Source organism: Pseudarthrobacter sp. NPDC092439 (assembly GCF_044754945.1).
Lineage (GTDB): Bacteria > Actinomycetota > Actinomycetes > Actinomycetales > Micrococcaceae > Arthrobacter.
Genome location: NZ_JBIVQB010000007.1, coordinates 1 through 26,161 on the forward strand (window position 1 = coordinate 1; position 26,161 = coordinate 26,161).

A 26,161-nucleotide genomic window follows, 5' to 3' on the forward strand; every position below is an offset into this window, starting at 1 on the left:
GAGGGTGTGGGAGAGTAGGTCACCGCCGGACACACATTGGTCGAGGCCCCGAACCACCAGGTTCGGGGCCTCCCACATTTAAACACCCACACCCCCCGGGCAACGCTCTCCCACACCCGGCACCGAACCGGGCAACGCTCTCTCACATCCGGCACCCAACCGGGCAACGCTCTCCCACATCCGGCACCCAACCGGGCAACGCTCTCTCACATCCGGCCGGTAGAGTTGGGCAGCATGGACAACCTCTTCAGCCATGCTCCCGGGCCCCGGGATGGCCAGGGCCGCGACGCGCAGGACGGGCTGGAACCCGTTGTGAACACCGTGGTGGTACCGGGCGGCGTAGCCCACGCTTTCGCCGGCTTCACGGACCACACCCATTTGTGGTGGCCGCTGGGGGACCATGGCGTCTACGGCGAAGGGTCCTACGTGGAGTTCGAAGAGAACCTCATCCTGGAAACCGCGGACGACGGCCGTACCAGCATCTGGGGCACCCTGGACGACTGGCACCCGCCGTTCTCCTTTCACGCCACGTGGCACCCTGGCAGCACTGCCCTCTGGTCCACAGAGTTGCTCGTCGCTTTCAGGCCCGTAGAAGACGGTACCGAAGTACGGGTCTTCCACAACGGCTGGGAAGGCGCCGAAGATCCTGCCGGCACGCGTGCGCACTACGCGGAGGCATGGCCCGGTATCCTTGCCCGCTACGCGCGTTTCATGGGAGCGTAGCGTTGGCGTCCGTCGTGGTGGAACTGCGGGCTCTCCTCCGTCCCAACCAGCTGGAAACCTCCGAAGTTGAGCTTAGGCGCTACGCCGTGGACCAGGCTCCGGTCATCGACTTCCATCTGCCCCTCGCGGTGGCTTTCCCGGAGTCCCTGGGTGACGTCCAGACAGTAGTCCGCGCGTGCGCCGCCGCCGGGGTGGCGGTGGTCGCCCGGGGTGCCGGTACCGGCGTCTCAGGCGGGGCGCACGCGGTGCGGAACTGCATCGTGATGTCCCTGGAGCGCATGGACCGCATCCTGGACCTTAACCCGGACGATGAGACCGCCGTCGTCGAACCCGGCGTCGTGAACGCCGTTCTCAACGAAGCCGCCGCCGTCCACGGACTGATGTACGCCCCGGACCCGGCCAGCTTCCGAAGCTCAACCATCGGCGGGAACGTGGCCACCAACGCCGGAGGCCTCCGCTGTGCGAAATACGGAGTGACACGGGATTCGGTGCTCGCGCTGGACGTGGTGCTGGCGGACGGTTCCCTGATCCACACCGGCCACCAGACCTTCAAGGGCGTGGCCGGCTACGATCTGACCGGACTGTTCGTGGGGTCCGAAGGAACGCTGGGGATCGTCGTCGGAATCACCGTTCGGCTGAAGTACCTGCCCCGTGAAGTCCATACCGTCGCAGCCTTTTATCCGGACTTCCGGATGGCTGCCGCCGGCGTGCTGGCCGTGGGCCGTGCCCGCGTCCAGCCGGCCATCATGGAATTGCTCGACGGCGGCACCCTGGCCCAACTGGACGACATCCACGGATCGGACCTCAGCGCCCGTGGCCGCTCGCTGCTCCTCATCCAGACCGATGGTTTCGGCGCTGCTGCGGAAGCCGAAGAGGTGCGTGCCGTGCTGCGCAGAGGCGGTGCCACTGTTACTGCGGAGGCCAGCAGCGAAGCCGAGCGGCTGGTGGAACTCCGGCGGCACAGCAGGGGCGTGGAGGTGGACGACCAGTACCGGGTAGGGGAGGACGTCGCCGTACCCCGTTCCCGCCTTGTGGACTACATCGCCAAACTGGAGGCCATGGCAGCCAGGCACCGGGTGAACCTCAAAGTAGTGGCCCATGCGGGCGACGGCAACCTGCACCCCACGTTCTGGATTGAACGTGCTGCGGACGGGGTGGACCGGGAAGCCATGGCGGGCCTCCAGCGCGCCCTGGACGAGTCCATTACCGTTGCCCTGGACATGGGCGGCACCATCACCGGCGAGCACGGGGTAGGGCAGTACAAACTGCGCTGGCTCGGGCAGGAACAGCCGGAGCCGGTACGCAACCTGCAGCGCCGGATCAAGGAACTGTTCGACCCGGCTGGAATCCTGAATCCCGGGAAGGCGATCTAGGCCCGGCCGCCCCGGCTTCAGGAAGCAGGGGCCTAGTCGTCGGCGTCCGGGTACTCGTCGATGGATTCGTCGGCCCCGTAACGCGATTCCTCGGTTTCCACTTCTAGGATCTTGAGGAGCTCAGTGTCCGGGTTGAGCATGATGGCCGCTTCGTCCCGGCGGTGGCGCAGGATGGAATCGATGTAGCTTTGCACGGCCTCGGCCAGCGGAATGTGGCGTTCCTGCTTCTCCGACATGTACCAGCGGTGCTCCAGGACCTCGTGGACGGCCTCTGCCGGTTCCAGTTTGCCGGAGAGGTCCCGCGGAATGGACCGGACGATCGGTTCGAAGATCTGGCTGACCCACAGGTGCGCACTGTACTCCTCGTCCATGTCCGGGTTGTTGTCCGCCCGGAAGGAGTCCATGTCGTTCAGCAGGCGGCGGGCCTGGTTCTCCTGGGCGTCCAGGCCGGTCAGGCGCAGGAGGCGGCGCTGGTGGTGCCCGGCATCCACGACCTTGGGCTGCAGCTGGATGGTGGATCCGTTCTGGGTGGTCTTGATGGCGTATTCCTCAACGTCGAAGCCAAGTTCGTTCAGCCGCCGGATGCGGGCCCCCACGCGCCAACGTTCCCCGAGTTCGAAGGATTCCTTCTCCGTCAGCTCCGCCCACAGCCGCCGGTAGCTGTCCATGATCAGTTCGCTGGTGGCCACGGGGTCCACCTTCTCCTCGATCAGGCCGCCGTCCAACAGGTCCATCAGCTCGCCGGCGATGTTCACGCGAGCGATTTCAAGGTCGTATTCGCGCTGGCCTGTGGAGAGGTCCGGGTACAGCTCACCGGTCTCGGCATCCACCAGGTAGGCAGCGAACGCACCGGCGTCCCGGCGGAACAGGGTGTTGGACAGGGACACGTCGCCCCAGTAGAACCCGATGAGGTGAAGGCGGACCAGCAGCAGCGCCTGCGCGTCGATGAGGCGGGTCAGGGTGTCCTTGCGCAGCATCTGGGAGAACAGGGCGCGGTACGGCATGGAGAACTTCAGGTGCCGGGTTACCAGGACAGGGTTCAGCGGGCGCCCGTCCGCGGTGGTGCGTCCCGTGATGACGGCGACCGGCTCCACGCAGGGAACATCCAGCCGGGCCAGTTTCCGCAGCATGTGGTATTCGTGCCTGGCCACGTGCTCCGAGGTTTCCTTGATGGCGATCACGGACCCGCCAAGATGCGCGAAGCGCACGATGTGCCGGGAGATGCCGCGGGGGAGCGCCGCGAGGTACTCGGCGGGCCAGTCCTCCAGGGCGATATGCCAGGGCAGGTCCAGGAGTTCAGGATCGGCAGCCGCCGCGGTGATGTTCAGTGAGCTTGCGGCGGCCGCGGCCTTGCCGTCGTCCGCGCTGGCGGCGACGAAGCGCGGCAGCTTGCCGATCTGCCCGTAGTCGGTGGGTTCATCGTGCCACTTGGCGCTGTTTTCCTCGGTCATGCGTCAATTCTTCCGTACTTGGCGGCGGGCGGCTAAATACCCGGCAGCCGCGGTTAAAGGCCGACGGCGGCCCGCACCATCGCGAGAGGGTGCGGGCCGCCGTCAATTGCGTGGAGTGGGCCCACGCCGGCCGGGTTCCCTGGCCGAAGCGGTACGGGGTTAGGGTGCAGGTGGGGAGATCAGTCGCCCAGGCGCAGGCCGGTCTTGGTGTCGAACAGGTGCACGTGGCCCGACTGCGGACGGACGTAGATGGACTCGCCCTTCATCGGGGGGCGGCGGCCGTCGACACGTGCCACGATGTCGTGGTCCTTGCCGTCCAGGGTGGTGTGGCCGTAGACGTAAGCGTCAGCGCCGAGTTCCTCAACCACGTCAACTTCGACCTTCAGGCCTTCACCCTGGGGTGCGGTCTCGAGGTCCTCGGGCCGGGTGCCCAGGGTCACCGTGGTGCCGTGGGCCTCTTCGAGGACGTTCCGCGGCACGGGGTAGACGGTGCCGCCGAACTGGACGCCGCCGTCGACCACGGGAAGTTCCAGCAGGTTCATGGCGGGGGAGCCGATGAAGCCGGCAACGAAGACATTCTTGGGACGGTCGTAGAGGTTGCGCGGGGTGTCAACCTGCTGCAGCAGGCCGTCCTTGAGCACAGCCACGCGGTCACCCATGGTCATGGCCTCGACCTGGTCGTGGGTCACGTAGACCGTGGTGACGCCCAGGCGCCGGGTCAGGGACGCAATCTGCGTACGGGTCTGGACACGCAGCTTGGCGTCCAGGTTGGAGAGCGGCTCGTCCATGAGGAAGACCTGCGGGTTACGCACGATCGCGCGGCCCATGGCAACACGCTGGCGCTGACCGCCGGAGAGTGCCTTCGGCTTGCGGTCCAGGTACTGCTCGAGGTCGAGGAGCTTGGCTGCTTCGCGAACGCGCTCGGCGCGCTCTTCCTTGGAGACGCCGGCGATCTTGAGGGCGAAGCCCATGTTGTCGGCCACAGTCATGTGCGGGTACAGCGCGTAGTTCTGGAACACCATCGCGATGTCGCGGTCCTTCGGCGGAACATCGGTGACGTCGCGGTCACCGATCAGGATGCGGCCGGCGTTGACGTCCTCGAGGCCTGCAAGCATGCGCAGCGACGTGGACTTACCGCAACCGGAGGGTCCAACGAGGACCAGGAATTCGCCATCGGCGATGTCGATGTTGAGCTTGTCGACGGCGGGCTTATCTGTGCCCGGGTACAGACGCGTAGCGTTGTCAAAAGTAACTGTAGCCACAGTTATCAATCCCTTCACCGGCAGGTACGTGCCGGACGATCCGTTGTGAATGGTTCATGTTTGTTCAGTTTTGTCATGCATGATGCACTGCAGGCGGAGCCGGAGGCATCGTGTGACGCCGCACGGTTACTGTGCGCCACATCACAACCAAGAGTATGTCAGGCCGTGACCTTATTGTCGAAAATGTTACTGGGGTCACATGTGAGCTTGGCCATCCCTGGGTCTCTATCCGGAGGCGGCCTGCGGATCCTCCTCGGCCACGGCGAGGCTGCGCGCCTGCAGGAGGGCCTCCAGGAGCTCGGAAACGTAATCCGGCGCTTCGACCCGGAACTCGGCGCAGGTAAAGTCGAGGCCGACCTTAACGCCTACATCGCCCGGTTCCAGGCGGGCCAGAGCGTCCTCGTCGGTGGTGTCGTCCCCGGCGAAGAACACGGCGGTGGCTCCGCTGATCTGCCGCAGGAACGTGACGGCCTCGCCTTTGGAGGCGTGGACGACAGAGGTTTCCAGGACGCGCTTGCCTTCCTTGAGGAACACGCCTTTACGGTCCTGCAGCAGCGAGCGGGCGGCCGCCACAGCATCCTCGGCCACGTCATCGGCTGCCAGCCGGGTGTGCAGAACGACGCCGGCGGGCTTGTCCTCGAGCAGGGTCCCGGGCGCTTCCTCCACTATCCCGGCCAGAACTGCCCGCACTTCCGCCAGCCGGTCCTGCTGATCCGCATCCAGCGTCAGTTGGGTGGATCCGGGTCCCAGCCACGCTTCCGCCCCATGGCTGCCGATCAGCAGCGAATCCACCGGGGGCGAGGCCACTGCCCGCAGGCTGGCGAGGGCGCGCCCGGAGATGAGCGCCGTCGTCGTGCGTGGAAGGACGGCGAGGCCAGCGAAAGCCGCGGCCGCCCGTGGAAGGGGGCGTGCTTCGTCGGCCCGTCCCACGATGGGCGACATGGTGCCATCGAAGTCCATGGCCACCAGGAGATGTTCGGTCTGCGCGATGCGGCGGATCGCGGAGCGCAGTTCGGGCGTGAGGCTGAGCGCCGGCCGGCGGGCCTCAGGAGTCATCGCGGACCACCTTCTCGTTGAGCGCGGTGAGGAAGTCGGCGGACCAGTGGTCCACGTCGTGCTCCAGGATCTGTTTGCGCATGGCGCGCATCCGGCGGGAGGCTTCTTTTGGGGACAGCTCGACAGCCCGCATGATGGAGTCTTTGAGTCCGTCGATGTCGTGCGGATTCATCAGCAGGGCCTGCTTGAGCTGGTCTGCGGCTCCGGCGAATTCGCTCAGGACGAGGGCGCCGTCGTTGTTGGTCCGCGACGTGACGTATTCCTTGGCCACCAGGTTCATGCCGTCGCGCAGCGCGGTGACCAGCATGACGTCCGCCGCCAGGTACAGGGCCACCATCTCCTCCACGGGGTAGCTGTGGTGGAGGTACCGGACGGCGGTGTTCTCGAGGGTGTCATAGGTGCCGTTGATGTGGCCGACGGTCCCCTCCACTTCCTCGCGCAGCAGCCGGTACTGTTCCACGCGCTCGCGGCTGGGGCTGGCCACCTGGATGAGCGTGGCATCCCCGACGGAAAGCTTCCCGTCAGCCAGCAGCTCTTCGAAGGCCTTGAGCCGGTGCCGGATGCCCTTGGTGTAGTCGAGCCGGTCCACGCCGAGGAGGATGGTTTTTGGGTTGCCCAGGTCCTGGCGGATCTGGCGGGAACGTTCCACGATGTCCGGCCGCTCGGCCAGCGCCGTGATCTGCTGGACGTCGATCGAAATCGGGAACGCCTGGGCACGGGCGATGTGCGTGATGGCGCCGTCCTGGCCCTTGACATGCACCTGCTGCTGCTTGACGCTGGCGCCCAGGAACCGTCGGGCCGAGCGCATGAAGTTCCCGGCGTCGCTGGTGCGCTGGAAACCCACCAGGTCCGCGCCGAGCAGCCCGTCAATGATTGCCTGCCGCCACGGCAGCTGCGCAAAGATCTCCGGCGGCGGGAACGGGATGTGGTTGAAGAACCCAATGCGGAGATCGGGCCGCGCCTCGCGCAGCATCCGCGGGACCAGCTGGAGCTGGTAGTCCTGGACCCACACTGTGGCCCCTTCGTCGGCATGGCGTACGACGGCGTCGGCGAACCTGCGGTTGACCTTGCGGTAGGCGTCCCACCAGGTCCGGTGAAATTCCGGCGGGGCGATGACGTCGTGGTAGAGCGGCCACAGGGTGGCGTTCGAAAAGCCCTCGTAGTACAGCTCGACGTCGTCGGTGCTCAACTGGACGGGCACCAGGTCCATGCCGCCGTGGCTGAAGGGCCTGACCGTCTCATCCGGGGCGCCGTGCCAGCCCACCCAGGCGCCGTCCGTCTTGGTCATCATCGGCGCCAGCGCGGTGACCAGCCCGCCGGGGGAGCGGCGCCAGCCGGAGCCGTCGCCGCCGCTTTCTCCCGGACCGCAGCGGTCAACGGGCAGCCTGTTCGAGACCACCATGAAGTCGTATTTGGTGTGAGCGCCGGGGCGTGCAGCGGCGGCAGCTGGAGCTGCCGTTCCGGCGGGTTTTTCCTGGACGGGTGATTGCATTGCGGCCCCCTGGGGTTGCTTGTGCCTCTCAGCCCACCCTAACGGGACGGAATGATCGGTGCTATTCGTCCGTTAGTCAATGGGCGGGATGCTTGAAGGCCCAAGCTTCCGGCTTTGTCCCCTAAACTGGGCGGGTTGCCACTTAGTGGTCCCCCCACGTCGACCGACCCAAGGAACACATGAGCCCTGCAAACGAAAACCGTAAGTCCAAGGCTGAACGGACTGCTGAGGCGCGCGAGAAAGCCCGCCAGATCCGGGAAGCGCAGCTTAAGAAGGACAAGCGCAACAAGCATCTGATCGGTTGGGGCATCGTGGTGGCTGTGGTGGCCATCCTTGCGGTCGTGGCACTGGTGGTTACCAGCAACATCCGGAACAACACTCAGGTTGCGGACCAGGGGCCCGTCCCCGCCAACGCCAACGTCAACGGCGGCGTAACATTGCTGGCCAACACGGACGTGGCACCCACCGAAGCGGGCACCGTGGATGCCGCGAGCGTTCCCGAGCCCCCGAAGACCCCGCCGGCGGAGATCGCTGCTCCCGGTGCCGAAGCCGAGGCGGGCAAGCCGGTGAAGGTGGTCATCTACATCGACTTCATCTGCCCTATCTGCAAGAACTTTGAGGAGCAGTTCAACGGGCAGTTGACCTCCCTGCGCAACGAAGGCAAGATCAGCGTCGAATACCGCCCGCTGGGCTTCCTGGACAACCGCTCGAGCACCAACTACTCCTCCCGTGCCGCCAATGCTGCCGCCTGCGTGGTGAACGAATCCCCGGAGAAGTACGCAGACTTCATCAACGCCCTGTTCGCTGACCAGCCTGCCGAGGGCACCGCCGGTATTTCGGACGACGACCTGAAGAAGATGGCCACTGAGGTGGGCGCCGCCAGCATCGATTCCTGCGTGGAGGAGAAGACATACCGCCCGTACGTGAAGTACTCCACGAAGCTCGCGTCGTCAATCGGCGTCAGCGGCACACCCACCGTCCTGGTTGATGGCAAGCAGTGGGGCAAGGGCGACAGCGCGCAGACGCCGTTCCCGGAGTTCCTGCAGGCAGCCATCGACGCCAAGGCATAAGCGACTGCACCGTTTTCGGCAGAAAGGGCCGGCCCCGGATTCGTTTCGGGGCCGGCCCTGCTGTTTTTACCCGCGGGCAGGACTTGGGCTAACCTTATCTAGCGCTCGTTGGGCGCACGCCCGGTTTCCGGGCACGCCTCCTTAGCTCAGTTGGCCAGAGCACCGCTCTTGTAAAGCGGGGGTCGTCGGTTCGAATCCGACAGGGGGCTCCACAAACCAGTCTCGCGGCCAGCTCAGATTCCCTTGCCGGGGTTCAGGATCCCGTCCGGATCCAGCGCGTTCTTGATGGTCCGCTGCACATCCAGCGAGACCTCGCCAAGCTCCGGCAGCAGCCAGTCCCGCTTCAGGATTCCCACTCCGTGCTCCCCGGTCAGCGTGCCTCCCAGCCGCTTAGCCAGGTGGAACATGTCCCCGAGTGCCTGCTTGGCCGGGCCTTCCGTGACGGAGTCCTCCGGGTCCAGGACCAGCATGGGGTGCAGGTTGCCGTCCGAGGCGTGCACCACGGAGAAGATCCGCACACCGGTGGCAGCAGAGATTTCATCCAGCCCCACGGCCACCTCAGCGAGCTTCGATCGGGGAACGCCGATGTCCCCGATGGACACCCTGCCCAGTTTCTCCAGGGACGGGATGGCCTCGCGCCGGGCGGTGATGAGTTCGTTGGCGTGTTCGGCATCAGTGGCCTTCTCAAAGGAAGAGGCGTACGGCCGGATCGCGTCGATCAGGACGTCCTGTTCCAGGTAGGCGCCGTAACCGTCCGTCTGGGCCAGCATGAAGGCCCCGCCCTTTGACCGGTAGTCCGTCCCCATTGCCATGTCGATGGCCTCAAGGGTCTGGCCGTCGATCAGTTCGAGCAGCGAGGGCTGGATGCGGGCCGCAATGACGGCGGAGGCGGCAGCGGCTGCGGTGGCGAAATCGGGGAAGAACGCCGCCACGGTGGCGGTTGCCACCGGCATGGGCCGCAGCCGGAGTGTCGCCTCGACCACCACGCCGAGGGTTCCTTCCGACCCGGTGATCAGCGCATTGAGGTCGTAGCCGGTGACCCCCTTAATGGTCTCGCGGCCTGTCCGCAGGAGCCTGCCGTCCGCAAGCACCACCTGCAGTGCGAGCACCGCCTCGCGGGTCACCCCGTACTTGGCGCACCGCATGCCGCCGGCGTTGGTGGCGACATTGCCGCCGATCGAGCAAATGGCGGTGCTGGCCGGGTCCGGCGCATAGAACAGCCCGTGCTCCGCCGCGGCGGCATTCAGGTCGGCGTTCAAGACCCCGGGCTGGACCACGGCGAGCTGCTCCAGCGGATCAATGCGCAGGATACGGTCCATCCGCGAAACATCCAGGACAACTTCCCCTGCCTTGGCCGCCGCCCCGGCGGCAAGGCCGGTTCCCGCGCCCCGGGGAACCAGCGGTGCCCGGTGAGCGGCCGCCAGTTTCACCGCGGTGACGACGTCGTCCGCTGACTCCGCGAAAACCACACCGTCGGGGAGCGACGGCGATACGTACCCCGAACGGTCCGTGCTCGCTGCGAGGCGGTCCTGCTCCGCCACGGAGGCGCCGGGGGCACCCTCCAGGACTGCCGCCGTCGGACGGGTTGAAACTGACGTATCCACGAAACCCCTTTGTTCTGCATTGGATCAGCCGGAAACATAGTTTCCGTAGAGCGAAAACTTAATTCTGCTATTTGGATAACTCTAGGATCAGCCGCAGGCGGCGGTCAATGGCCTGGCCGTGGGGTGGTCGGGCCTATTCCTAGCCGGCATGTGGGGTATCTTGGGAGCCTGAGCGCAAATCTTTTCACGATGCGGATAAGAGTTGTCGGAATCTGAACCCACAGGAGATTGCCCCATGGCCGGGAAAGCAAGCGGAGGCGTACAGTCCGTTGAGCGCGCGTTTGAGCTGTTGGAACTTATCACCAACGCCGGCGGGGACGTGACCCTCAGCGAACTCTCGGCCTCGACCGATCTTCCCTTGCCCACCATCCACCGCCTGCTGCGCACCCTGGTCACCCTGGGCTACGTCCGCCAGCTGCCCAGCCGCCGCTATGCCCTGGGGCCCCGCCTGATCCGGCTCGGCGAGGGTGCCAACAAACAGCTTGGAGCCGTTGCCCGGCCACAGCTGAAGTCCCTGGTGGACCAGCTGGGCGAGACATCCAACATGGCGGTGTTCGATTCGGACATGGTGGTTTACGTGGCACAGGTCCCATCCCTGCATTCCATGCGGATGTTCACGGAGGTCGGCCGGCGCGCCCACGCCCACGATACGGGGGTGGGCAAGGCAATCCTCGCCCAGCTGGACGACGAGACGGTCCGGGGCGTTGTGGCCCGGGCAGGTATGCCCACGCCCACCGCCAAGAGCATCGGCGACGTGGACACCCTCCTGAAGGAACTCGAGCGGATCCGCAAACGCGGCTACGCCATCGACGAGGAAGAGCAGGAGCTGGGCGTGCGCTGTTTCGCCATGGCGGTGCCCAATGCGCCCACGCCTTCCGCCATCTCCGTGTCCGGCCCTGTCTCCCGCGTGGACCGCTCCTTTGGCGACCGGGCCATCCCGGTGCTGCGCGAAGCGGTCCACGCGATTTCCGCCGAACTCAACCGCAAATAGCCGCCAGTCAGGCGGGTTGGGCCGTCAGCCCGGCTGACGCGATCGCCTTAAGGGCGGCGGTCTCGTCGTTATCCGAGGTGTCTCCGGTGATGCCCACGGCGCCAAGGAGGCCGCCGTCGCCGTCGCGCACAAGGACCCCGCCAGGCACCGGTATCAGGCGGCCGCCCAGCGATGCCGCCGCAGCGGAGATGAAGTACGCCTGCTGCTCGGCCCGCTCCATGAGCGCCCGCGAGCCGACCCCCATCGCCAGCGCCCCGTAGGCCTTGCCGTGGGCGATGTCGAAGCGGTTGTTCGAGGCGCCGTCCTGCCGGGCGGCGGCGATGACGTGGCCGCCGGCGTCGAGCACGACGACGGTTAGCGGCTTGAAGCCTTCCTGCTGCCCCGTCTCCAGCGCCTTGGCTACGATCGCCTGCGCGGTTTCCAGTCCAAAGTTCATGATGCGCTCCTCGCAAGGTTGCCTGCATGCTTCTGCGCCGCGCGCCGGCGGTGCAGGACCGGTTCGGTGTACCCGGACGGCTGTGCGGCGCCGTCGAGCACCAGCTCGCGTGCGGCCAGGAAAGCCTCGCCGTCGAAGGCCGGCGCCATGGGCAGGTAGTCAGGGTCGGCGGCGTTCTGCCCGTCCACCACCACTGCCATCCGGCGGAGGGTTTCCTCCACTTCGTCGGTGCTGACGATGCCATGGTGCAGCCAGTTGGCGACATGCTGGGAGCTGATGCGGCAGGTGGCGCGGTCCTCCATGAGGGCAACACCGTGGATGTCGGGGACCTTGGAGCATCCCACGCCGGCGTTGACCCAGCGGACCACGTAACCCAGGATGCTTTGGATGTTGTTGTCCAGCTCGCTGCGGCGGGCGTCGGCGTCCCAGTCGGAGGGGTCTCCGACCGGAATGGTCAGCAGTTCCCGCAGGGTTGACCGGCGCTTTCCGCCCAGCTCCGCCTGCCGGGCATCCACGTCCACCTGGTGGTAGTGGAGGGCATGCAGGGTGGCGGCGGTAGGGGAGGGGACCCAGGCGCAGTTGGCCCCTGACAGGGGATGGGCGGACTTTTGGGCCAGCATCTCCGCCATGTTGTCCGGTGCGGCCCACATGCCCTTGCCTACCTGCGCCCGGCCACGGAAGCCGCTGGCCAGTCCGATGTCCACGTTGGCGTCCTCATAGGCCTTGATCCAGCTGGAGTTGCGCATATCTGCCTTGCGGACCATGGGGCCGGCGGCCATCGAGGTGTGGATTTCGTCGCCGGTGCGGTCCAGGAAGCCGGTGTTGATGAACACCACGCGCTCGCGGGCCTCGTAGATGCAGGCTTTGAGGTTTGCCGAGGTGCGGCGCTCCTCATCCATGATGCCGATCTTGAGCGTCAGCGGCTCGAGGCCAAGGACGGACTCCGCACCGGCCAGCAGGGCGCAGGCGACTGCCACTTCCTCCGGGCCGTGCATCTTCGGCTTGACGATGTACACGGAGCCGGCCCGGGAGTTCCTGCCCGCGTCAGGGCCACGCAGGTCGTGCACGGAACCCAGGCCGGTGAACAGGGCATCCAGGATTTCCTCCGGCACCGGGTTTCCGTCCGCGTCCAGGACGGCGTCGCTGGTCATGAGGTGGCCCACTTGCCGGATAAGGAGCAGCGACCGGCCCGGGAGGACCAGATCGGAGCCGTCCGGTGCCGTGAAGGTCCGGTCAGCATTGAGCCGGCGCGTATAGGAACTTCCGCCCTTGGCGACTTCGGCAGTCAGTGTGCCCTGCATCAGCTGCAGCCAGTTCCGGTAGCCGTCCACCTTGTCCGCTGCATCCACGGCGGCCACCGAGTCCTCCAGGTCCATGATGGTGGTGAGGGCGGACTCCAGGACAATGTCCTTGACGCCGGCCGGATCGGTGGCGCCGATGGGGTGGCCGGCGTCGATCTGGATCTCGGCGTGGAGGCCGTGGTGGACCAGGAGCACTGCCTCGGGGGAGTCCGGCGCACCCCGGTACCCGCGCAGCTGGTCCGGGCCGGCCAGCGCCGTGGGACCTGCTGGGGTCTCCGCCACGAGGGCGGATCCTTCGATGCGGTAGGCCGTAACGTCGCTGTGCGAGCCGGATGCCAGGGGAGCGTGCTGGTCCAGGAACTGCCGGCCGCGGGCCACCACGGCGGCACCCCGCGCGGGGTTGTAGGCCCCGCCGCGCTCCCGCCCCTCGGATTCGTCGATGGCGTCGGTGCCGTACAGTGCGTCATACAGCGAGCCCCAGCGGGCATTGGCGGCATTGACGGCGAAGCGGGCGTTGAGCAATGGAACCACCAGTTGCGGGCCGGAGATCGTGGCAATTTCCGGGTCCACGCGGCCGGTAGCGATGGTGAAATCCGCGGGCTCATCCACCAGATAGCCGATAGAGCGCAGGAATTCCTCGTAGGCGTCCGGATCGCCCGGCCCGTTGGCCCGGTGGAAGTCGTCGATCTGCCCCTGAAGCCGGTCGCGGGTTGCCAGGAGCCCACGCACCTTCGGTGAGAATTCGCCGATCAGAGCAGCCGCTCCCCTCCAGAACAGCTCTTCTTCTATCCCGGTTCCGGGCAGGGCCTCGTCACCCACGAACGCGTACAGCTCTTCGGCGACGCTCAGGCCGTGGGTTTCCACTCGGTTCGTCATTGTTTGCTTCCGTTCCCAACTATTCCGCAAAGCGGAAACAATATTTCAATATATGCAAGGTAGCGGCTTTTGCGAAGGGGTGTCAATGCCTGCCCGGCGGGGAAGCCCAACGCTTGGAGCCTGCGCGCAAGCCATTGACGCCGGGGAATGCTGCTCCTAGACTCGACCCAGATTTCTGGAAAGCATTTTCCACATTATGAAATGGTCAGAGAGGACCGCCCGTGGACAACCTTTTTATGCTTTGCCTGCTGGCACTTGCGCCCATCCTTATCGTCGGTGTCCTGCTGGCCGGATTCCGATGGCCCGCCAAGTATGCGATGCCCGTGGGCTATCTGCTCGTGGTGCTGGTGGCGCTGCTCGTCTGGCGGATGGACTTCGGCAGCGTCCTGGCTGCGTCTCTTGAGGGCCTCATCACGGCAGGCACGCTCCTTTACATCGTGTTCGGTGCGCTCCTGCTGCTCTCCACACTCACGGTGGGCGGTGCCATGGCGAGCATCCGCGCCGGCTTCAACAACATCTCCTCGGACCGCCGGGTCCAGGCCATCATCATCGGCTGGCTTTTCGGCTCCTTCATTGAGGGTGCATCCGGATTCGGCACCCCCGCGGCTGTGGTGGCGCCCCTGCTGCTGGCGATGGGTTTCCCCGCCATGGCCGCGGTCATGGTGGGACTGATCATCCAAAGCACGCCGGTGAGCTTCGGTGCCGTGGGAACGCCCATCCTGGTCGGCGTGGGCAAGGGGCTTGGCGGCGACCCGGCCGTCGCGGAGCGGATTTCGGTGCTGGGCCTGACCATGCCTGAGTTCGTCGCCTCGATTGGTTTCCAGGTAGCTGCAATCCATGCCATCGTCGGCCTGCTCATCCCGCTGATCCTGGTCTGCATGCTGACCGGTTTCTTCGGCCCCGACCGCCGCTTCCGCGACGGCCTGGCTGTGTGGCCGTTCGCCCTGTATTCCTCGCTGGCCATGACCGTCCCATATGTGCTGGTGGCCCGGTTCCTGGGTCCGGAATTCCCTTCCCTCTTCGGCGGACTGATCGGCCTGATGCTGGTGATGTACACGTCCAGCAAGGGCTTCCTCATGCCCAAGGACTCCTTCCAGTTCGGGCCCCGCGCCACCTGGTCGGACCGGTGGATGGGTTCGATCGAGCCCGAAGCCGCCACGGAAATCTCGTCCCGCATGAGCCTGGTGCGTGCCTGGTCGCCGTACATCCTGATGGCGGTGCTGCTGGTGGCAACGCGCGTCATCGCTCCGCTGAAGGCCTATCTTTCCGGCCTCGCCATCCCGTTCCAGAACATCCTGGGCACCGGAATCAGCACCTCCGTCCAGCCGTTCTACTCTCCGGCCTTCCTGATGATCATTGCCGCGGTGTTCGCCTACCTGCTGCACCGGATGAACCGCGGGCAGGTTCTCCGCACCCTGAAGATCTCCGGCCGCCAGCTGGGCGGAACCGCCGTGGCGCTGCTCTTCGCGGTCCCGCTGGTGCGGGTCCTCATCAACTCAGGACCGGACTTCAACGCCTCCGGCCTCTCCAGCATGCCGGTCACGCTGGCCGAGGGCACCGCAGCCGTTGCCGGGGATTCGTGGCCGTTGATCGCCCCGTGGATCGGCGCGCTCGGCGCCTTCGTGGCCGGATCCAACACCGTCTCCAACCTGACCTTTGCACAGTTCCAGTTCTCCACCGGAGCGGAGCTCGGCGTGCCGCCGGAGGGGATCGTGGCTGCTCAAGCCGTAGGCGGTGCCGGCGGCAACCCGATCGCCATCCACAACATCGTCGCCGCAGCGGCAACCGTGGGACTCCTGGGCCGCGAAGGCGACCTGTTGCGGAAGACCATCATCGTGACCACCTATTACTGCCTTGCGGCGGGCGCGGTCGCGTTCATCTTCATCCACGGCCTCGGGTTTAACCTGGGGACCGTGCAGCTGGTGCTCCTGGTAGCGGCTTTGGCTCTGGTGGCACGCTGGATGCTGAGGAGGCAGCCGGCCATGGCCCGGGAGCTCGTCGACGACAGCCGCCGACCCTAGCCAGAGCGGGCACACCCGCCTATTCCTGCACGGATTCGGGGACCTTCCAGGCCTTGCCGTTCCGCCGCCAAAGGTGTCGAATCAGTAGACAGCTTTCAGCCCGGTGAGCCCGCAGAGCCCAGGAGGTCCCCATGTCCGTTAAAGGCGCCAGGGAAGCGGCAAGAACGCAGGGCCGGGGCGGCACCGACGCCCGCCGGGCGGATGCGGCCGGGCTGGCCGCCACTGATCCGGCGGATATCCGGAACGTGGCGCTGGTAGGCCACTCGGGTTCGGGCAAGACCATGCTGGTGGAGGCGATGCTTGCCGCCCGGGGCATGATCACGCGCAAGGGTTCGATTGCCGACGGCACCACCGTGGGCGACTCGGATCCCGCAGCCGTGCACCAGCAGCGCTCGGTCACACTCTCCCTGGTGCCGCTGTCCGTCGACGGTGTTAAGGTCAACCTCGTCGACACGCCGGGCTACCCGGATTTCATCGGCGAACTCCGGGCAGGGCTGCGCGCCGTCGATGCCGCCCTGTTCGCCGTGTCCGCGGTGGACGGCATCGATGCCACCACCACGGCGCTCTGGGACGAATGCGCGCACATGGGCCTGCCGCGCGCCGTGGCCATCACCCGCCTGGACCACCCGCGGGCAGATTACGACGGCGCCCTGGCCGCCTGCCGCGCGGCGTTCGGCGAGGGCGTCCTCCCGCTCTTCGTCCCGGTGCGGACAGGCGGCGAGGTCACCGGGGTGGCCGACCTGTTGGCCGGGGACGGCGCAGACGAAGCCGCCCGGGGTGAGCTGATCGAGGCGATCATCGCCGAAAGCGAGGACGAGACGCTCATGGACCGCTACCTGGAAGGCGGGGACCTCGATCCCGAAGCCCTGGCAGCCGACCTGGAGACCGCCGTCGGCCGCGGTTCCTTCTTTCCCATCCTGCCCACCTCGGCGGTGACCGGGCTGGGAATGGAAGAACTGCTGGACCTGCTGGTCCGGGCGTTCCCGCCGCCGGCGGGGCGGCGCCTCCCGGAAGCCGCCGGGCTGTCGGGGGAGCCCGTGGAGCTGGCCGGCTGCGACCCTGACGGACCGCTGGCCGCGGAGGTGGTGCGGACATCCAGCGACGCCTTCCTTGGCCGCATCTGCCTGGTGCGCGTCTTTTCCGGCACGCTGCGCGAAGATGCCCCGGTCCACGTGGGCGGGCACGGCCTGGCGGACCGCGGCCACCAGGACCACGATTACGAGGACAGGCTCACGCACCTTTATTCCCCGCTTGGCGCTGCGCTGCGCCCGGTTCCGTTCTGCATCGCCGGGGACCTGTGCGCGGTGGCGAAACTGGGTGCTGCCGAAACCGGGGACACCATCTCCGCCAGGGACACCCCGCTGCTGCTGGCCACGTGGGATATGCCGGAACCGCTGCTGCCCGTGGCGGTGGAAGCTGACTCGCGCAGCGATGAGGACGCGCTGGCCCGCAGCCTGGGCAAGATCGCCGCCGGGGACCCGACCCTGCGGGTGGAACGCAACGCAGAGACGCACCAACTGGTGCTGTGGTGCATGGGCGAGACCCACGCGGAGGTTCTCCTGGACCGGCTGCGGGACCAGGGCGTGAAGCTGCACACCGTGGACGTCGTCACCCCGCTGCGGGAAACGTTTTCAGCCCCCGCCGCGGGCCGCGGCCGGCACGTCAAGCAGTCGGGCGGGCACGGGCAGTACGCGGTGTGCGACATCGAGGTGGAGCCGCTGGAACGCGGCACCGGCTTCGAGTTCGTGGACAAGACCGTGGGCGGCGTCATCCCGAACAGCTTCATCCCGTCCGTGGAGAAGGGCGTCCGGGCGCAGATGGAGAAGGGCGTCGCCGCGGGCTTCCCCGTGGTGGACATCCGGGTGACCCTGCGGGGCGGGAAGGCGCATAGTGTTGATTCATCCGACGCCGCGTTCCAGGCCGCAGGCGCGCTTGCCCTGCGGGAAGCGGCCGCCGCGGGCAGCATCCAGCTGCTCGAGCCAGTCTCCGCTGTGGCGATCACCGTGGCGGATGAGCACGTGGGCACGGTCATGAGCGACCTTTCCGGCCGCCGCGGCCGGCTCACGGGGACCACCTCGGGAGGCGGCGGGCTGACCGAAATAAGCGCCGAGGTCCCGGACCAGGAACTGCTGCGCTACGCCGTCGAACTGCGTGCGCTGACCGCCGGCACGGGCCGGTTCCGCCGGCGCTACCTGCGGCACGAACCCGTCCCGCCGAACTTTAACCCGGCCTGAGCTTCCGGTGAATCCCGCAGCCCGCAGGATCCAGCGCATCTACCTCGCGCTGACGCTGGGCAACACCTTGGCCACGTCCTTCATCTGGGGCATCAACACGCTCTTCCTGCTCGATGCCGGGCTGACCAACCTGGAAGCATTCGCGGCCAATGCGTTCTTCATGGCCGGCATGGTGATCTTCGAAGTGCCCACCGGCGTGGTGGCGGATTCGTGGGGCCGGCGGGCATCGTTCCTCCTGGGCACCCTTACGCTCGCGGGATCCACGCTGCTGTACTACCTGCTGTGGCAGGTCTCGGCGTCCTTTTGGTGGTGGGCGGCGGTGTCCGTCCTGCTGGGCCTCGGTTTCACTTTCTTCTCCGGCGCCGTGGAAGCCTGGCTGGTTGATGCGCTGGACTTTTCCGGGTACCACGGTGCCCTGGAAAGCGTGCTGGGCCGGGGACAGATGGTCTCCGGCATTGCGATGCTTGCCGGTTCCGTGGCCGGGGGCGTCATTGCGCAGGCCACGGACCTGGGCGTTCCGTTCCTCGTGCGCGCCGCCGTACTGGCCGCGATGTTCCTGGCCGCGTTCCGGTTGATGCACGACGTCGGGTTCACGCCTGAGCGTTCGCCCCGCCCCCTGCAGGCCACCCGGGCAGTCCTGGCGGCCTCGGTGGACAACGGCCTCCGGAACCCGCCCGTCCGGTACATCATGCTCGCCGCGCCGTTCACCGTAGGGGCAGGGTTCTACGTCTTCTATGCCCTCCAGCCCTACCTGCTGGCGCTCTTCGGCGACCCCCGGGCATACTCGGTCGCAGGCCTGGCAGCGGCGCTTGTTGCCGGCGCGGACATCCTGGGCGGATGGCTGGCCCCGCGGCTGCGCGGCCTGGCCCGGAAGCGCACCACGGTGGTGCTGGCCAGCAGCATCACCAGCGCCCTGCTCCTGGTGGCACTGGTGGCCACCCCCGCATTCTGGCTTGCTCTGGTGCTTCTGGCACTCTGGGCCGTAGTGGCCGCGGCCGGCACACCGGTCCGGAAGGCCTACCTGAACGGGATGGTCGCGTCCCGGCAGCGGGCCACGGTGCTCAGCTTCGACTCGCTGATGGGCTCAGCCGGCGGAGTGGCGGCACAGCCGCTGCTGGGCCGGACCGCTGATCTCTACGGCTACCCCGCCTCCCTGGCCGTGGCCGGCATGCTCCAGTTGATGGCGGCGCCCTTCATCTTCCTGAGCCGGCGCCGCCGAGCACCGGCGGACACTGCGTCCGGCGACGCCGCGCGGGGACCGGCATCCGGCGTCTAGCTGGGAGAACGCGGAAAATGACGGTTTGGTGCGCTATTGCGCGGTGGCCGGGACCATGGCCTAAACTGCATCACTGACGCGCCTGAAATGGCGTTTCCGCAGCAACGAAAGTGAACAAGCCATGGCTACTGATTACGACGCTCCCCGCAAGCAGGAAGAAGAGACCCCGGCTGACTCGCTGGAGGCACTCCAGGCCTCGCGCGGCGGCAACGCGCAGACGGCAGTCATCGACGTCGACGAAAACGACACCGCAGAGGGCATCGACCTCCCCGGCGCAGACCTCTCCAACGAGGAGCTGACCGTCATCGTGGTGCCCGAGCAGGACGACGAATTCACCTGTTCCTCATGCTTCCTGGTCCGCCACCGCTCCCAGGTGGCGCGCGAAAAAGGCGGCCTGAAATACTGCCGCGACTGCGAAGGGTAACTGCCGGGCCCGGCCCTATGCCGCCGCCGTTATCCGCATAACGGCGGGGTGCAGGAACGGCACCCAAAAGGGTGACGGAACGCCCCCGCAGGCCCTTGTATTTATGGCCGTGTGACCCGCCCGGCGCTTCCCTAACGGTTGCGCGCCGAAGCGGCCACAGCCCTCGCCTGCGGCCTGCGACGCTCCTACGCTTGAGCTATCCAATCGCTTCGCACATGGGTGGCACCACAATGAAAAAACTCTCCATCTGGCTCACCGCCATTCTCATGGCTGTAGGGCTGGGCATCATGGTTCCGGGGCCCGCCTCGGCAACCACATCGTATTGCGGACTCGTCTGGGGATCCTTGGCCAAGGCGGATCCGGACATGAGCCGTGCGCAGGTCACCAACGTCCGGACGGGGCAGCATTACTGCTTCGACCGGCTGGTGGTGGACCTCAACGGGCCGGCCTCCGGCTACAACGTCCGGTACGTCTCCCAGGTCGTCCAGGACGGCTCCGGCCTCCCTGTTCCGGTCAGGGGCGGGGCGCGGATTCAGATCACGGTCAACGCGCCGTCGTATGACGCCTACGGCAAGCCCACGTACAACCCTGCCAACAAGGCTGAGCTGACCAACGTTTCCGGCTACCAGACGTTCCGCCAGGTGGCCTGGGCCGGCAGCTTCGAGGGCTACACGACCCTTGGCCTGGGCGTCCGCGCCCGCCTGCCGTTCCGGGTCTTCACCCTCAACGGGCCCGGTACCGGGTCCCGGGTGGTGGTGGACGTGGCGCACTTCTGGTGACCGCTGCGCTGGCGCACACCAAGGTGCCGTGCCCCAGGGGAGGGGGCGCGGCACCCTTGCGTTGCGGGAGTACGACGGCGGACTCGGCGTTAATTAGTAAGCTCACTGAGAAATTTCCGCCCGCCCAGTTGCCGTGGCCCGTCCGGCTGGTAGGTTCAGATTTGCTGGACTAATCGAGGAGGACTCATGAAAGCTTCACCGACACTGACCAATAACATGCAGGCCGTGCTTACCGACCTGATCGAGCTGCACCTGCAGGGCAAGCAGGCCCACTGGAATATCGTGGGAACCAACTTCCGTGACCTCCACCTGCAGCTGGACGAGATTGTTGACGCAGCCCGCCAGTTCGCCGACGACACCGCAGAACGGATGCGCGCACTGCATGCCCTTCCGGACGGCCGCAGCGCCACCGTGTCCGGCTCCACCAACCTGCCCCCGTTCCCCGACGGCCTGATCAGCACCAAGGACGCCATCGACCGGATCGTTGCCGCCCTCGAAGCCGCAGTGGGAACCATGCGCAAGGTCCATGACGAGGTGGACGAGGAAGACCCCACCACCGCTGACCTGCTGCACGAGTTCATCGCCCGGCTGGAACAGTTCGCCTGGATGGTCAACGCCGAAACCATGAAGGCCACGGCCAGCGTCACTACCCCCGACTCGAAGTAGCCGGGTCCCTCCACCCCGTACCACCGGTCCGCACCCCTGCTCCCGGAAGTCCCCGGGGCGGGGGTGCGGGATTTAACAGCGCTTCGGGTTTCAGGGCAGGCTTTAGACTTGAGGCTGCATGTCCGCACGCAGCATGAGTACCACACCGCGCACAACCCCGATTGGACACGGCCCCCTTGCGAGAATTCACCGCACGCTTTGCCACTGACGAGGAAACAGAAAACTGGGACAAGCACGTCACGGCCAATCCCAACGGCGGCAACATGCTCCAGTCCGCCGCGTACGCTTCGGTGAAGAACGGCAGCGGCTGGACGGTCCGCTTCCTGGTGCTGGAGTGCGGCGGCCAGGCCAGCTACAACCTGGTGCTGGAAAAGCGCTTCCCCGTACTCGGCCGGCTCTGGTACCTCATCAAGGGCCCGGACCTTGCCGTAGCCGACCTGAAGCCGGCCCTCGAAGCGTGCGCGGCGCTGGTCCGGGAACGGAAACTGAACGTCTTCACCATCAAGGTTGAACCCGACATCGTGGACTCCGCCGAGGCGCATGCACACCTTGCCGCTGCCGGACTGGTCAAAGCGCCGAACATCCAGTCCAACGATTCCACTGCCATCCTGGACATCTCCGGTCCGGAAGAGGCAGTCTTCAAGGCGATCTCCTCGCGCGCCCGGAATGCCATCCGCCGCGCCGGGCGCGAAGGATGCGAAGTGGTGCGGCGCGAGCCCGGGCCGGAAACCTACCGTGCCCTGTACGGGCTCATGGCGGATACCGTCAGCGCCAAGGGCTCCATGCCGCTGCGCAGCTACGCGTACTACGCCGAATTCTGGGAGGAATTCTGCAGCCGGGGCCAGGGCAGTTTCTTCTTCACCTATGAGGACGGCAAGCCCAGCGTGGGCGCCTTCGTGATCAATTACGGCGCCAAGGCCACGTACAAGGACGGTGGCTCCACCCAGAACCGCAAACAGTACGGTGACTCCCACCTGGTCCAGTGGACAGCCATCCGGCACATGCAGGAGCTGGGGTGCACCGAGTACGACTTCTGCGGCACGCCGCCGGCTGCCCGGATCAAGGACAAGACGCACAACCTGTACGGGATGGGTATGTTCAAGACCAGCTTCACCAAGTCCGTTACCGATTTCGTGGGCTGCCATGATTACGTCCTCTCGCCCGTGCGGCACACGCTGTGGGTGAAAGGCGGGGAACGGGTGTTCCGCCGGATCGAGACGGCCCGCACCGGCCAGCAGTTCTACTGACGGGCTGCCCACCTGCCGACCCAGGCATTCGTGCCCGTGACATCCTCGCCCGCGCTCCCGCAGCATCAGAGTCCCGAAGAAGGTAAACCCGTGAATCCAGCCACCGCAGCAACCGATCTTGAGTTCGTCCTTCTCAGCGACGCCGACTTCGAAGCGTTCGCCGTGAAGCACCCCCGGAACAGCTTCCTGCAGTCCGTGGACTTCGCGCGCTTCCAGCGCGCCAGGGGACAGGAAGTGGAGCTCTTCGGCGTGCGCCGCGCCGGTGAGCTGGTGGCAGCGGGAAAGCTGAACTACACCACCACCCGCCTGGGCTACAAGGTCTGCGATTGCGCCAAGGGACCGCTGATGGACTTCACGGACCCCGCATTGGTGGGTGCCGTCGTCGGACTCCTCCGCGCGCACGCGGCCAAGCGTAGGGCCGCCGAGCTGCGGATCTCACCTAATGTGAAGTACATCGCCCGTGATGCCGACGGCGCCGAGCACCCTGAGGCGGAAGACAACCGGCCGCTGGTGGCCGCGCTGTCCGGGCTGGGTTTCGCTCACCAGGGTCTTGAGATGGACTTCGTGAACGTCAACTGGATGTTCGTCAAGGATCTTACCGGGATCCAGGACGCCGAAGAGCTGATCATGGGCACCAGTTACCGCACCCGCAAGGCCATCCGCAAGGCGGAAAAGAACGGGGTGTTCCTGGAACAGGCCAGCCTGGAAACCCTCGACGATTTCTACTCCGCGCTGAGCCGCGCCGGCGAGGAGAAGGGTTTCACCTACCGGGAACGCGAATACTACGAACAGCTGCTCCGTACCACCTCTCCCGAGTTCACCAAGCTGATGATGGCCAAGATCGACATTCCGGCGTACCGGAAATCGATCACGGAGCGCCTGGCTGCCGAGAGCGCCACGGCCGCAGAGCTGCGGCGTGAGGTGGAGGAGACCGGCAGCAAAAAGAAGGCCAACCGGCTCAAGGTGGTCCAGGACCTGGTGGACAGCTATGAGCGCAGCCTCAAGGACATTGAGCGGTTCCCGGATTCGGTGGGTACTGCCACCGTGGCCGCCATCCATTTCGTCTGCTACGGCGACGAGGTGGTGTGTGTCATCGGCGGCACCGTCCAGGACTACATCTACTTCAACGGTGCCACGTCACTGTATTGGGGCATGATGCTGCACGCGCTGGAAAAAGGCTATCCGCGGTACAACTTCTACGGCACGTTCGGCATTTCCGGACAGAACGAGGAAGGCCACGGCGGCTACGAGTTCAAGAAGGGCTTCGGCGGCGAGGTGGTCCAGTTGGTGGGCGACTTCGTGTTGCCGGTCCGTCCTGCCGTATTCCACGCCAATCGGCTGGCCCGTGCCGCTGCCGGGGCTGCCCGGACCGTTCTGGGTAAGCTGCCCCTGAAGCGCGCCTGACAGCCGAACATACCGCAGCACCGGAGCCGCAGTACCGGGAGGAGGGACCCATGACCGACCGCCCAGAGCAGACGCACCCAGAGCAGACGCACCCTGAACAGGCGCGCCCCGAACAGGCGCGCCCTGAACAGGCGCCAGCCGGGCAGCCCCGCTCCGGCCGGCCGCCCACCGACGGCCTGCCCCGGACCGAGCCGCTGAGCCCCTCCCAGGTCCGGCAGAACGCGGCGGCCAAGAAGATGCTGCGCCGGCTGGTGCAGGGCGAGAGCCCGCCCACGGCTCCGCTGAGCATCGTGGACCGGCTGGCCGGCAGCCCGTACGCCAACCCGATGATCCAAGTGGGCGGCGTGGACACCTCCGCCCGCAAAACCCTGGACTTCGTGCTGCACCTTGCCGAGACCATGTTCCGGTACGGTGCCGGCGCCCTCGAAGTGGAAACGAGCATTATCGCCGTCACCGCCGCGCTGGGGCTGAAGAACATCGAGGTGGACATCACCAACCAGTCCGTCGGCATCAACTACGCGCCCAAGGACCAGACCCCCATTTCGCTGCTGCGCGTAGTCCGGTCCTGGACCAACAACTACGCCGGCCTGGCCAAGGTCCACCAGCTGGTGACGGACATCGTGGCCGGGGGAGTGGGCCGCGACGAGGCCATCCGCCGGCTGGACGAGGCCATCACCAGCCCCAAGCCGTTCCCGCGGTGGATGGTCACCGTGGCCTTCGGTGTGTTCGCTGCCGTGTTCGTGGGCGTTCTGGGCGGCGGACCCGTCTCCTCGGCCGTGGCCTTCGCGGCGAACATCGGCATCAGCCTGCTTGCCCGCCAGCTGGGCCGGTGGCGGGTGCCGGACTTCTTCATCACGGCCAGCTGCTCCTTCGTGGTCACGCTGCTGGCGCTGGTGCTGTGGCAGTTCGGGCTCACCAACTCCCCGGCCATCGTGGTGGTGGGCGGCATTCTCCTGCTGCTTCCGACGGGCCGGCTGGTCTCCTCCGTGCAGGACGCCATCAACGGCTTCCCTGTCACTGCGGCCGGCCGGTTCCTCTCCACCCTGCTGACCTTCGGCGCCATCGTAGCCGGCATCGCCGTCGCCTTCGTAGTGGGCGAGCTGACCGGGATGCAGCGCATCGACGTCACGCAAACCTATCCGCCGGCCTACGACCTCTGGGTCCTCGTCCTCTTCGTTGCCGTGGCGGTGGTGGCCATCGGAGTCACCGAACAGACCGCCTGGAAACTCCTCCTTCCCACCGCGGCCGTGGGCGTGGCGGGCTACCTCGTCCTGCTGGGGAGCGGTTCGCTGGGCATCGGGGACCGCTTCTCGCCTGCCATCGCCGCCGTGGTGATCGGCCTCCTCGGACGCGTGGTGGCGCTGCGGATGGGCGCGCCGCAGCTGGTGGTGGCCGTGCCCGCGGCGCTGATCCTGCTGCCGGGCCTCACCATCTTCCGCTCGATGTACGTGCTCACCATCGAGGAGGCCGAGATCCTGCTGGGCGCCGGAGGGATGCTCAACGCCGGCGCGATCGTCCTGGGCACCGCCGGCGGAATTGTGCTGGGCGATACCCTCGCCCGCCCGCTGACGCGCAGCCTTGCGAGCAACGAACGCCGGCGCGCCCGCCGCCGCTGAAGCGCCGGACGAAGCCTCAGATCTGCCCGACCGGAAGTTTCTTCTCGGCCTGGAACACGTCCTCCACCCGGCCCTTGGCCCAGTAGCCGGACAGCGACACCTGGCTGCGTTCCAGCCCGCGCTGCTCGAAGAAGACCTGGCGCAGCCCCTTCATGTATCCCCGTTCCCCGTGGGCGAAGACGTCCACGCGCCCGTCGGGCCAGTCGGCGTCCGCCACCGCGTCCACAAGGCGGCTGCCGCTGCCCGCCGGTGAGCCGTCGCGGGTGAGCCAGCTGATGCGCACCCCGGCGGGCGCGCGCAGCTGCTGGATGTCGGCGTCGGAATCCACTTCCAGGAAGGCCAGCCCGGCGGCACCGGCAGGCAGGGACTCCAGGACGGCGGCAATGGCCGGCAGCGCAGCCTCGTCGCCGGCGAAGAGGTACCAGTCCGCATCGGGCGAGGGGTTGTAGGCGCCGCCCGGGCCGGTGAAGGTCAAGGGATCACCCGGCTCGGCACGGGCAGCCCACGGACCGGCCAGCCCCTCATCGCCATGCACCACGAAGTCGATGGCGAGTTCACGCGCGGCCTCGTCCACCCACCGGATCGTGTAGGTCCGGGTAAACGGCCATTGCTCCCTGGGCATCGTCTCCCGGATCTGCCACAGGTCCAGCGGCTCCGGGTACCGCACGCCGGGCTGCGGGAAAACGATCTTCACATACCGGTCCGCGTATCCGTTGTTGAGGAAGTCAGCGAAGCCCTCGCCGCCGGCGACGATCCGCACCATATGAGGAGACAACTGCTCCCGGCGCAGCACCGTGAGATTGATCTGCGGGCGGCTTTGCTTGGTGGCGCTCGTGGCGGCGGGAAGGCTACTCATGGG

21 protein-coding genes and 1 tRNA gene are annotated in these 26,161 nt (G+C 66.8%); 14 read left to right on the forward strand and 8 right to left on the reverse strand.

What is annotated here, in order from left to right:
• The first annotated feature begins 234 nt into the window (after positions 1–234).
• Together ACIQCM_RS13730 and ACIQCM_RS13735 are read left to right on the forward strand one after the other, a co-directional pair.
• The gene (locus ACIQCM_RS13730; RefSeq protein ID WP_400608267.1) at positions 235–723 is read left to right on the forward strand and encodes a hypothetical protein; all 489 of its coding nucleotides are present in this window, start codon (positions 235–237) and stop codon (positions 721–723) included.
• Positions 678–2,096 carry an FAD-binding oxidoreductase gene (locus ACIQCM_RS13735; RefSeq protein ID WP_400608265.1) on the forward strand — a complete coding sequence of 473 codons (1,419 nt, stop codon included), beginning with the start codon at positions 678–680 and terminating at the stop codon, positions 2,094–2,096. Before ACIQCM_RS13730 ends, ACIQCM_RS13735 begins: the two co-directional genes overlap by 46 nt.
• Positions 2,097–2,128: 32 nt before the next feature.
• Here ACIQCM_RS13735 and ACIQCM_RS13740 read toward each other — a convergent pair whose 3' ends face one another.
• The 4 genes from ACIQCM_RS13740 to ACIQCM_RS13755 all read right to left on the reverse strand — a co-directional run bounded on the left by ACIQCM_RS13740 (position 2,129) and on the right by ACIQCM_RS13755 (position 7,357).
• The gene (locus tag ACIQCM_RS13740) at positions 2,129–3,547 is read right to left on the reverse strand and encodes a DUF4032 domain-containing protein (RefSeq protein WP_400608263.1); all 1,419 of its coding nucleotides are present in this window, start codon (positions 3,545–3,547) and stop codon (positions 2,129–2,131) included.
• Between the two features lie 179 nt (positions 3,548–3,726).
• Entirely contained in the window at positions 3,727–4,809 is a 1,083-nt protein-coding gene (locus ACIQCM_RS13745; RefSeq protein WP_400608261.1) for an ABC transporter ATP-binding protein, read from the reverse strand.
• A 225-nt stretch (positions 4,810–5,034) separates the two neighbouring features.
• On the reverse strand, positions 5,035–5,865 hold the full coding sequence (gene otsB / locus ACIQCM_RS13750) for a trehalose-phosphatase (protein ID WP_400608258.1): 831 nt from the start codon (positions 5,863–5,865) through the stop codon (positions 5,035–5,037).
• Complete coding sequence (locus ACIQCM_RS13755) at positions 5,855–7,357, reverse strand: trehalose-6-phosphate synthase (RefSeq protein WP_400608256.1); 1,503 nt, start codon at positions 7,355–7,357, stop codon at positions 5,855–5,857. The genes otsB and ACIQCM_RS13755 overlap by 11 nt, the downstream gene beginning before the upstream one ends.
• A gap of 179 nt (positions 7,358–7,536) precedes the next feature.
• Between ACIQCM_RS13755 and ACIQCM_RS13760 the strand changes: the two genes are divergently transcribed.
• Both ACIQCM_RS13760 and ACIQCM_RS13765 read left to right on the forward strand, forming a co-directional pair.
• Positions 7,537–8,427, forward strand: a complete 891-nt coding sequence (locus tag ACIQCM_RS13760) for a DsbA family protein (RefSeq protein ID WP_400608254.1) — start codon at positions 7,537–7,539, stop codon at positions 8,425–8,427.
• A gap of 135 nt (positions 8,428–8,562) precedes the next feature.
• Positions 8,563–8,639, forward strand: a tRNA-Thr gene (locus ACIQCM_RS13765).
• 21 nt (positions 8,640–8,660) lie between these two features.
• On the opposite strand, the gene ACIQCM_RS13770 is transcribed toward ACIQCM_RS13765, so the two are convergent.
• Positions 8,661–10,031, reverse strand: coding sequence for an FAD-binding oxidoreductase (locus ACIQCM_RS13770; RefSeq protein WP_400608252.1), 1,371 nt, complete (start codon positions 10,029–10,031; stop codon positions 8,661–8,663).
• A gap of 235 nt (positions 10,032–10,266) precedes the next feature.
• On the opposite strand from ACIQCM_RS13770, the gene ACIQCM_RS13775 reads away from it, so the two are divergent.
• Positions 10,267–11,022: an IclR family transcriptional regulator gene (locus tag ACIQCM_RS13775; protein ID WP_400608250.1), complete on the forward strand. Its 756-nt coding sequence runs from the start codon at positions 10,267–10,269 to the stop codon at positions 11,020–11,022.
• Positions 11,023–11,029: 7 nt separating this feature from the next.
• On the opposite strand, the gene ACIQCM_RS13780 is transcribed toward ACIQCM_RS13775, so the two are convergent.
• Positions 11,030–11,458 carry a heme-binding protein gene (locus ACIQCM_RS13780; RefSeq protein WP_400608248.1) on the reverse strand — a complete coding sequence of 143 codons (429 nt, stop codon included), beginning with the start codon at positions 11,456–11,458 and terminating at the stop codon, positions 11,030–11,032.
• On the reverse strand, positions 11,455–13,635 hold the full coding sequence (locus tag ACIQCM_RS13785) for a malate synthase G (protein ID WP_400608246.1): 2,181 nt from the start codon (positions 13,633–13,635) through the stop codon (positions 11,455–11,457). The genes ACIQCM_RS13780 and ACIQCM_RS13785 overlap by 4 nt, the downstream gene beginning before the upstream one ends.
• Positions 13,636–13,856: 221 nt before the next feature.
• Here ACIQCM_RS13785 and ACIQCM_RS13790 point away from each other — a divergent pair, with 221 nt between their 5' ends.
• The 9 genes from ACIQCM_RS13790 (at position 13,857) to ACIQCM_RS13830 (ending at position 25,302) form a co-directional block, all read left to right on the forward strand.
• Complete coding sequence (locus tag ACIQCM_RS13790) at positions 13,857–15,656, forward strand: L-lactate permease (RefSeq protein ID WP_400608244.1); 1,800 nt, start codon at positions 13,857–13,859, stop codon at positions 15,654–15,656.
• Positions 15,657–15,787: 131 nt separating this feature from the next.
• Positions 15,788–17,890 (forward strand): elongation factor G-like protein EF-G2, encoded by a 2,103-nt coding sequence (locus tag ACIQCM_RS13795; protein WP_400608242.1) that lies wholly within the window; start codon positions 15,788–15,790, stop codon positions 17,888–17,890.
• Between the two features lie 7 nt (positions 17,891–17,897).
• On the forward strand, positions 17,898–19,166 hold the full coding sequence (locus ACIQCM_RS13800) for an MFS transporter (RefSeq protein ID WP_400608240.1): 1,269 nt from the start codon (positions 17,898–17,900) through the stop codon (positions 19,164–19,166).
• A 121-nt stretch (positions 19,167–19,287) separates the two neighbouring features.
• Complete coding sequence (locus tag ACIQCM_RS13805; RefSeq protein ID WP_400608238.1) at positions 19,288–19,590, forward strand: DUF4193 domain-containing protein; 303 nt, start codon at positions 19,288–19,290, stop codon at positions 19,588–19,590.
• A 230-nt stretch (positions 19,591–19,820) separates the two neighbouring features.
• Entirely contained in the window at positions 19,821–20,369 is a 549-nt protein-coding gene (locus tag ACIQCM_RS13810; RefSeq protein ID WP_400608237.1) for a hypothetical protein, read from the forward strand.
• A 186-nt stretch (positions 20,370–20,555) separates the two neighbouring features.
• Positions 20,556–21,035 (forward strand): Dps family protein, encoded by a 480-nt coding sequence (locus ACIQCM_RS13815; RefSeq protein WP_400608235.1) that lies wholly within the window; start codon positions 20,556–20,558, stop codon positions 21,033–21,035.
• A gap of 176 nt (positions 21,036–21,211) precedes the next feature.
• Complete coding sequence (locus ACIQCM_RS13820) at positions 21,212–22,282, forward strand: lipid II:glycine glycyltransferase FemX (protein WP_400608234.1); 1,071 nt, start codon at positions 21,212–21,214, stop codon at positions 22,280–22,282.
• Between the two features lie 90 nt (positions 22,283–22,372).
• Positions 22,373–23,686 carry a peptidoglycan bridge formation glycyltransferase FemA/FemB family protein gene (locus ACIQCM_RS13825; protein ID WP_400608232.1) on the forward strand — a complete coding sequence of 438 codons (1,314 nt, stop codon included), beginning with the start codon at positions 22,373–22,375 and terminating at the stop codon, positions 23,684–23,686.
• A 50-nt stretch (positions 23,687–23,736) separates the two neighbouring features.
• Entirely contained in the window at positions 23,737–25,302 is a 1,566-nt protein-coding gene (locus ACIQCM_RS13830; RefSeq protein ID WP_400608230.1) for a threonine/serine exporter ThrE family protein, read from the forward strand.
• 16 nt (positions 25,303–25,318) lie between these two features.
• On the opposite strand, the gene ACIQCM_RS13835 is transcribed toward ACIQCM_RS13830, so the two are convergent.
• Entirely contained in the window at positions 25,319–26,158 is an 840-nt protein-coding gene (locus ACIQCM_RS13835) for a siderophore-interacting protein (protein ID WP_400608228.1), read from the reverse strand.
• Positions 26,159–26,161 lie beyond the last annotated feature (3 nt).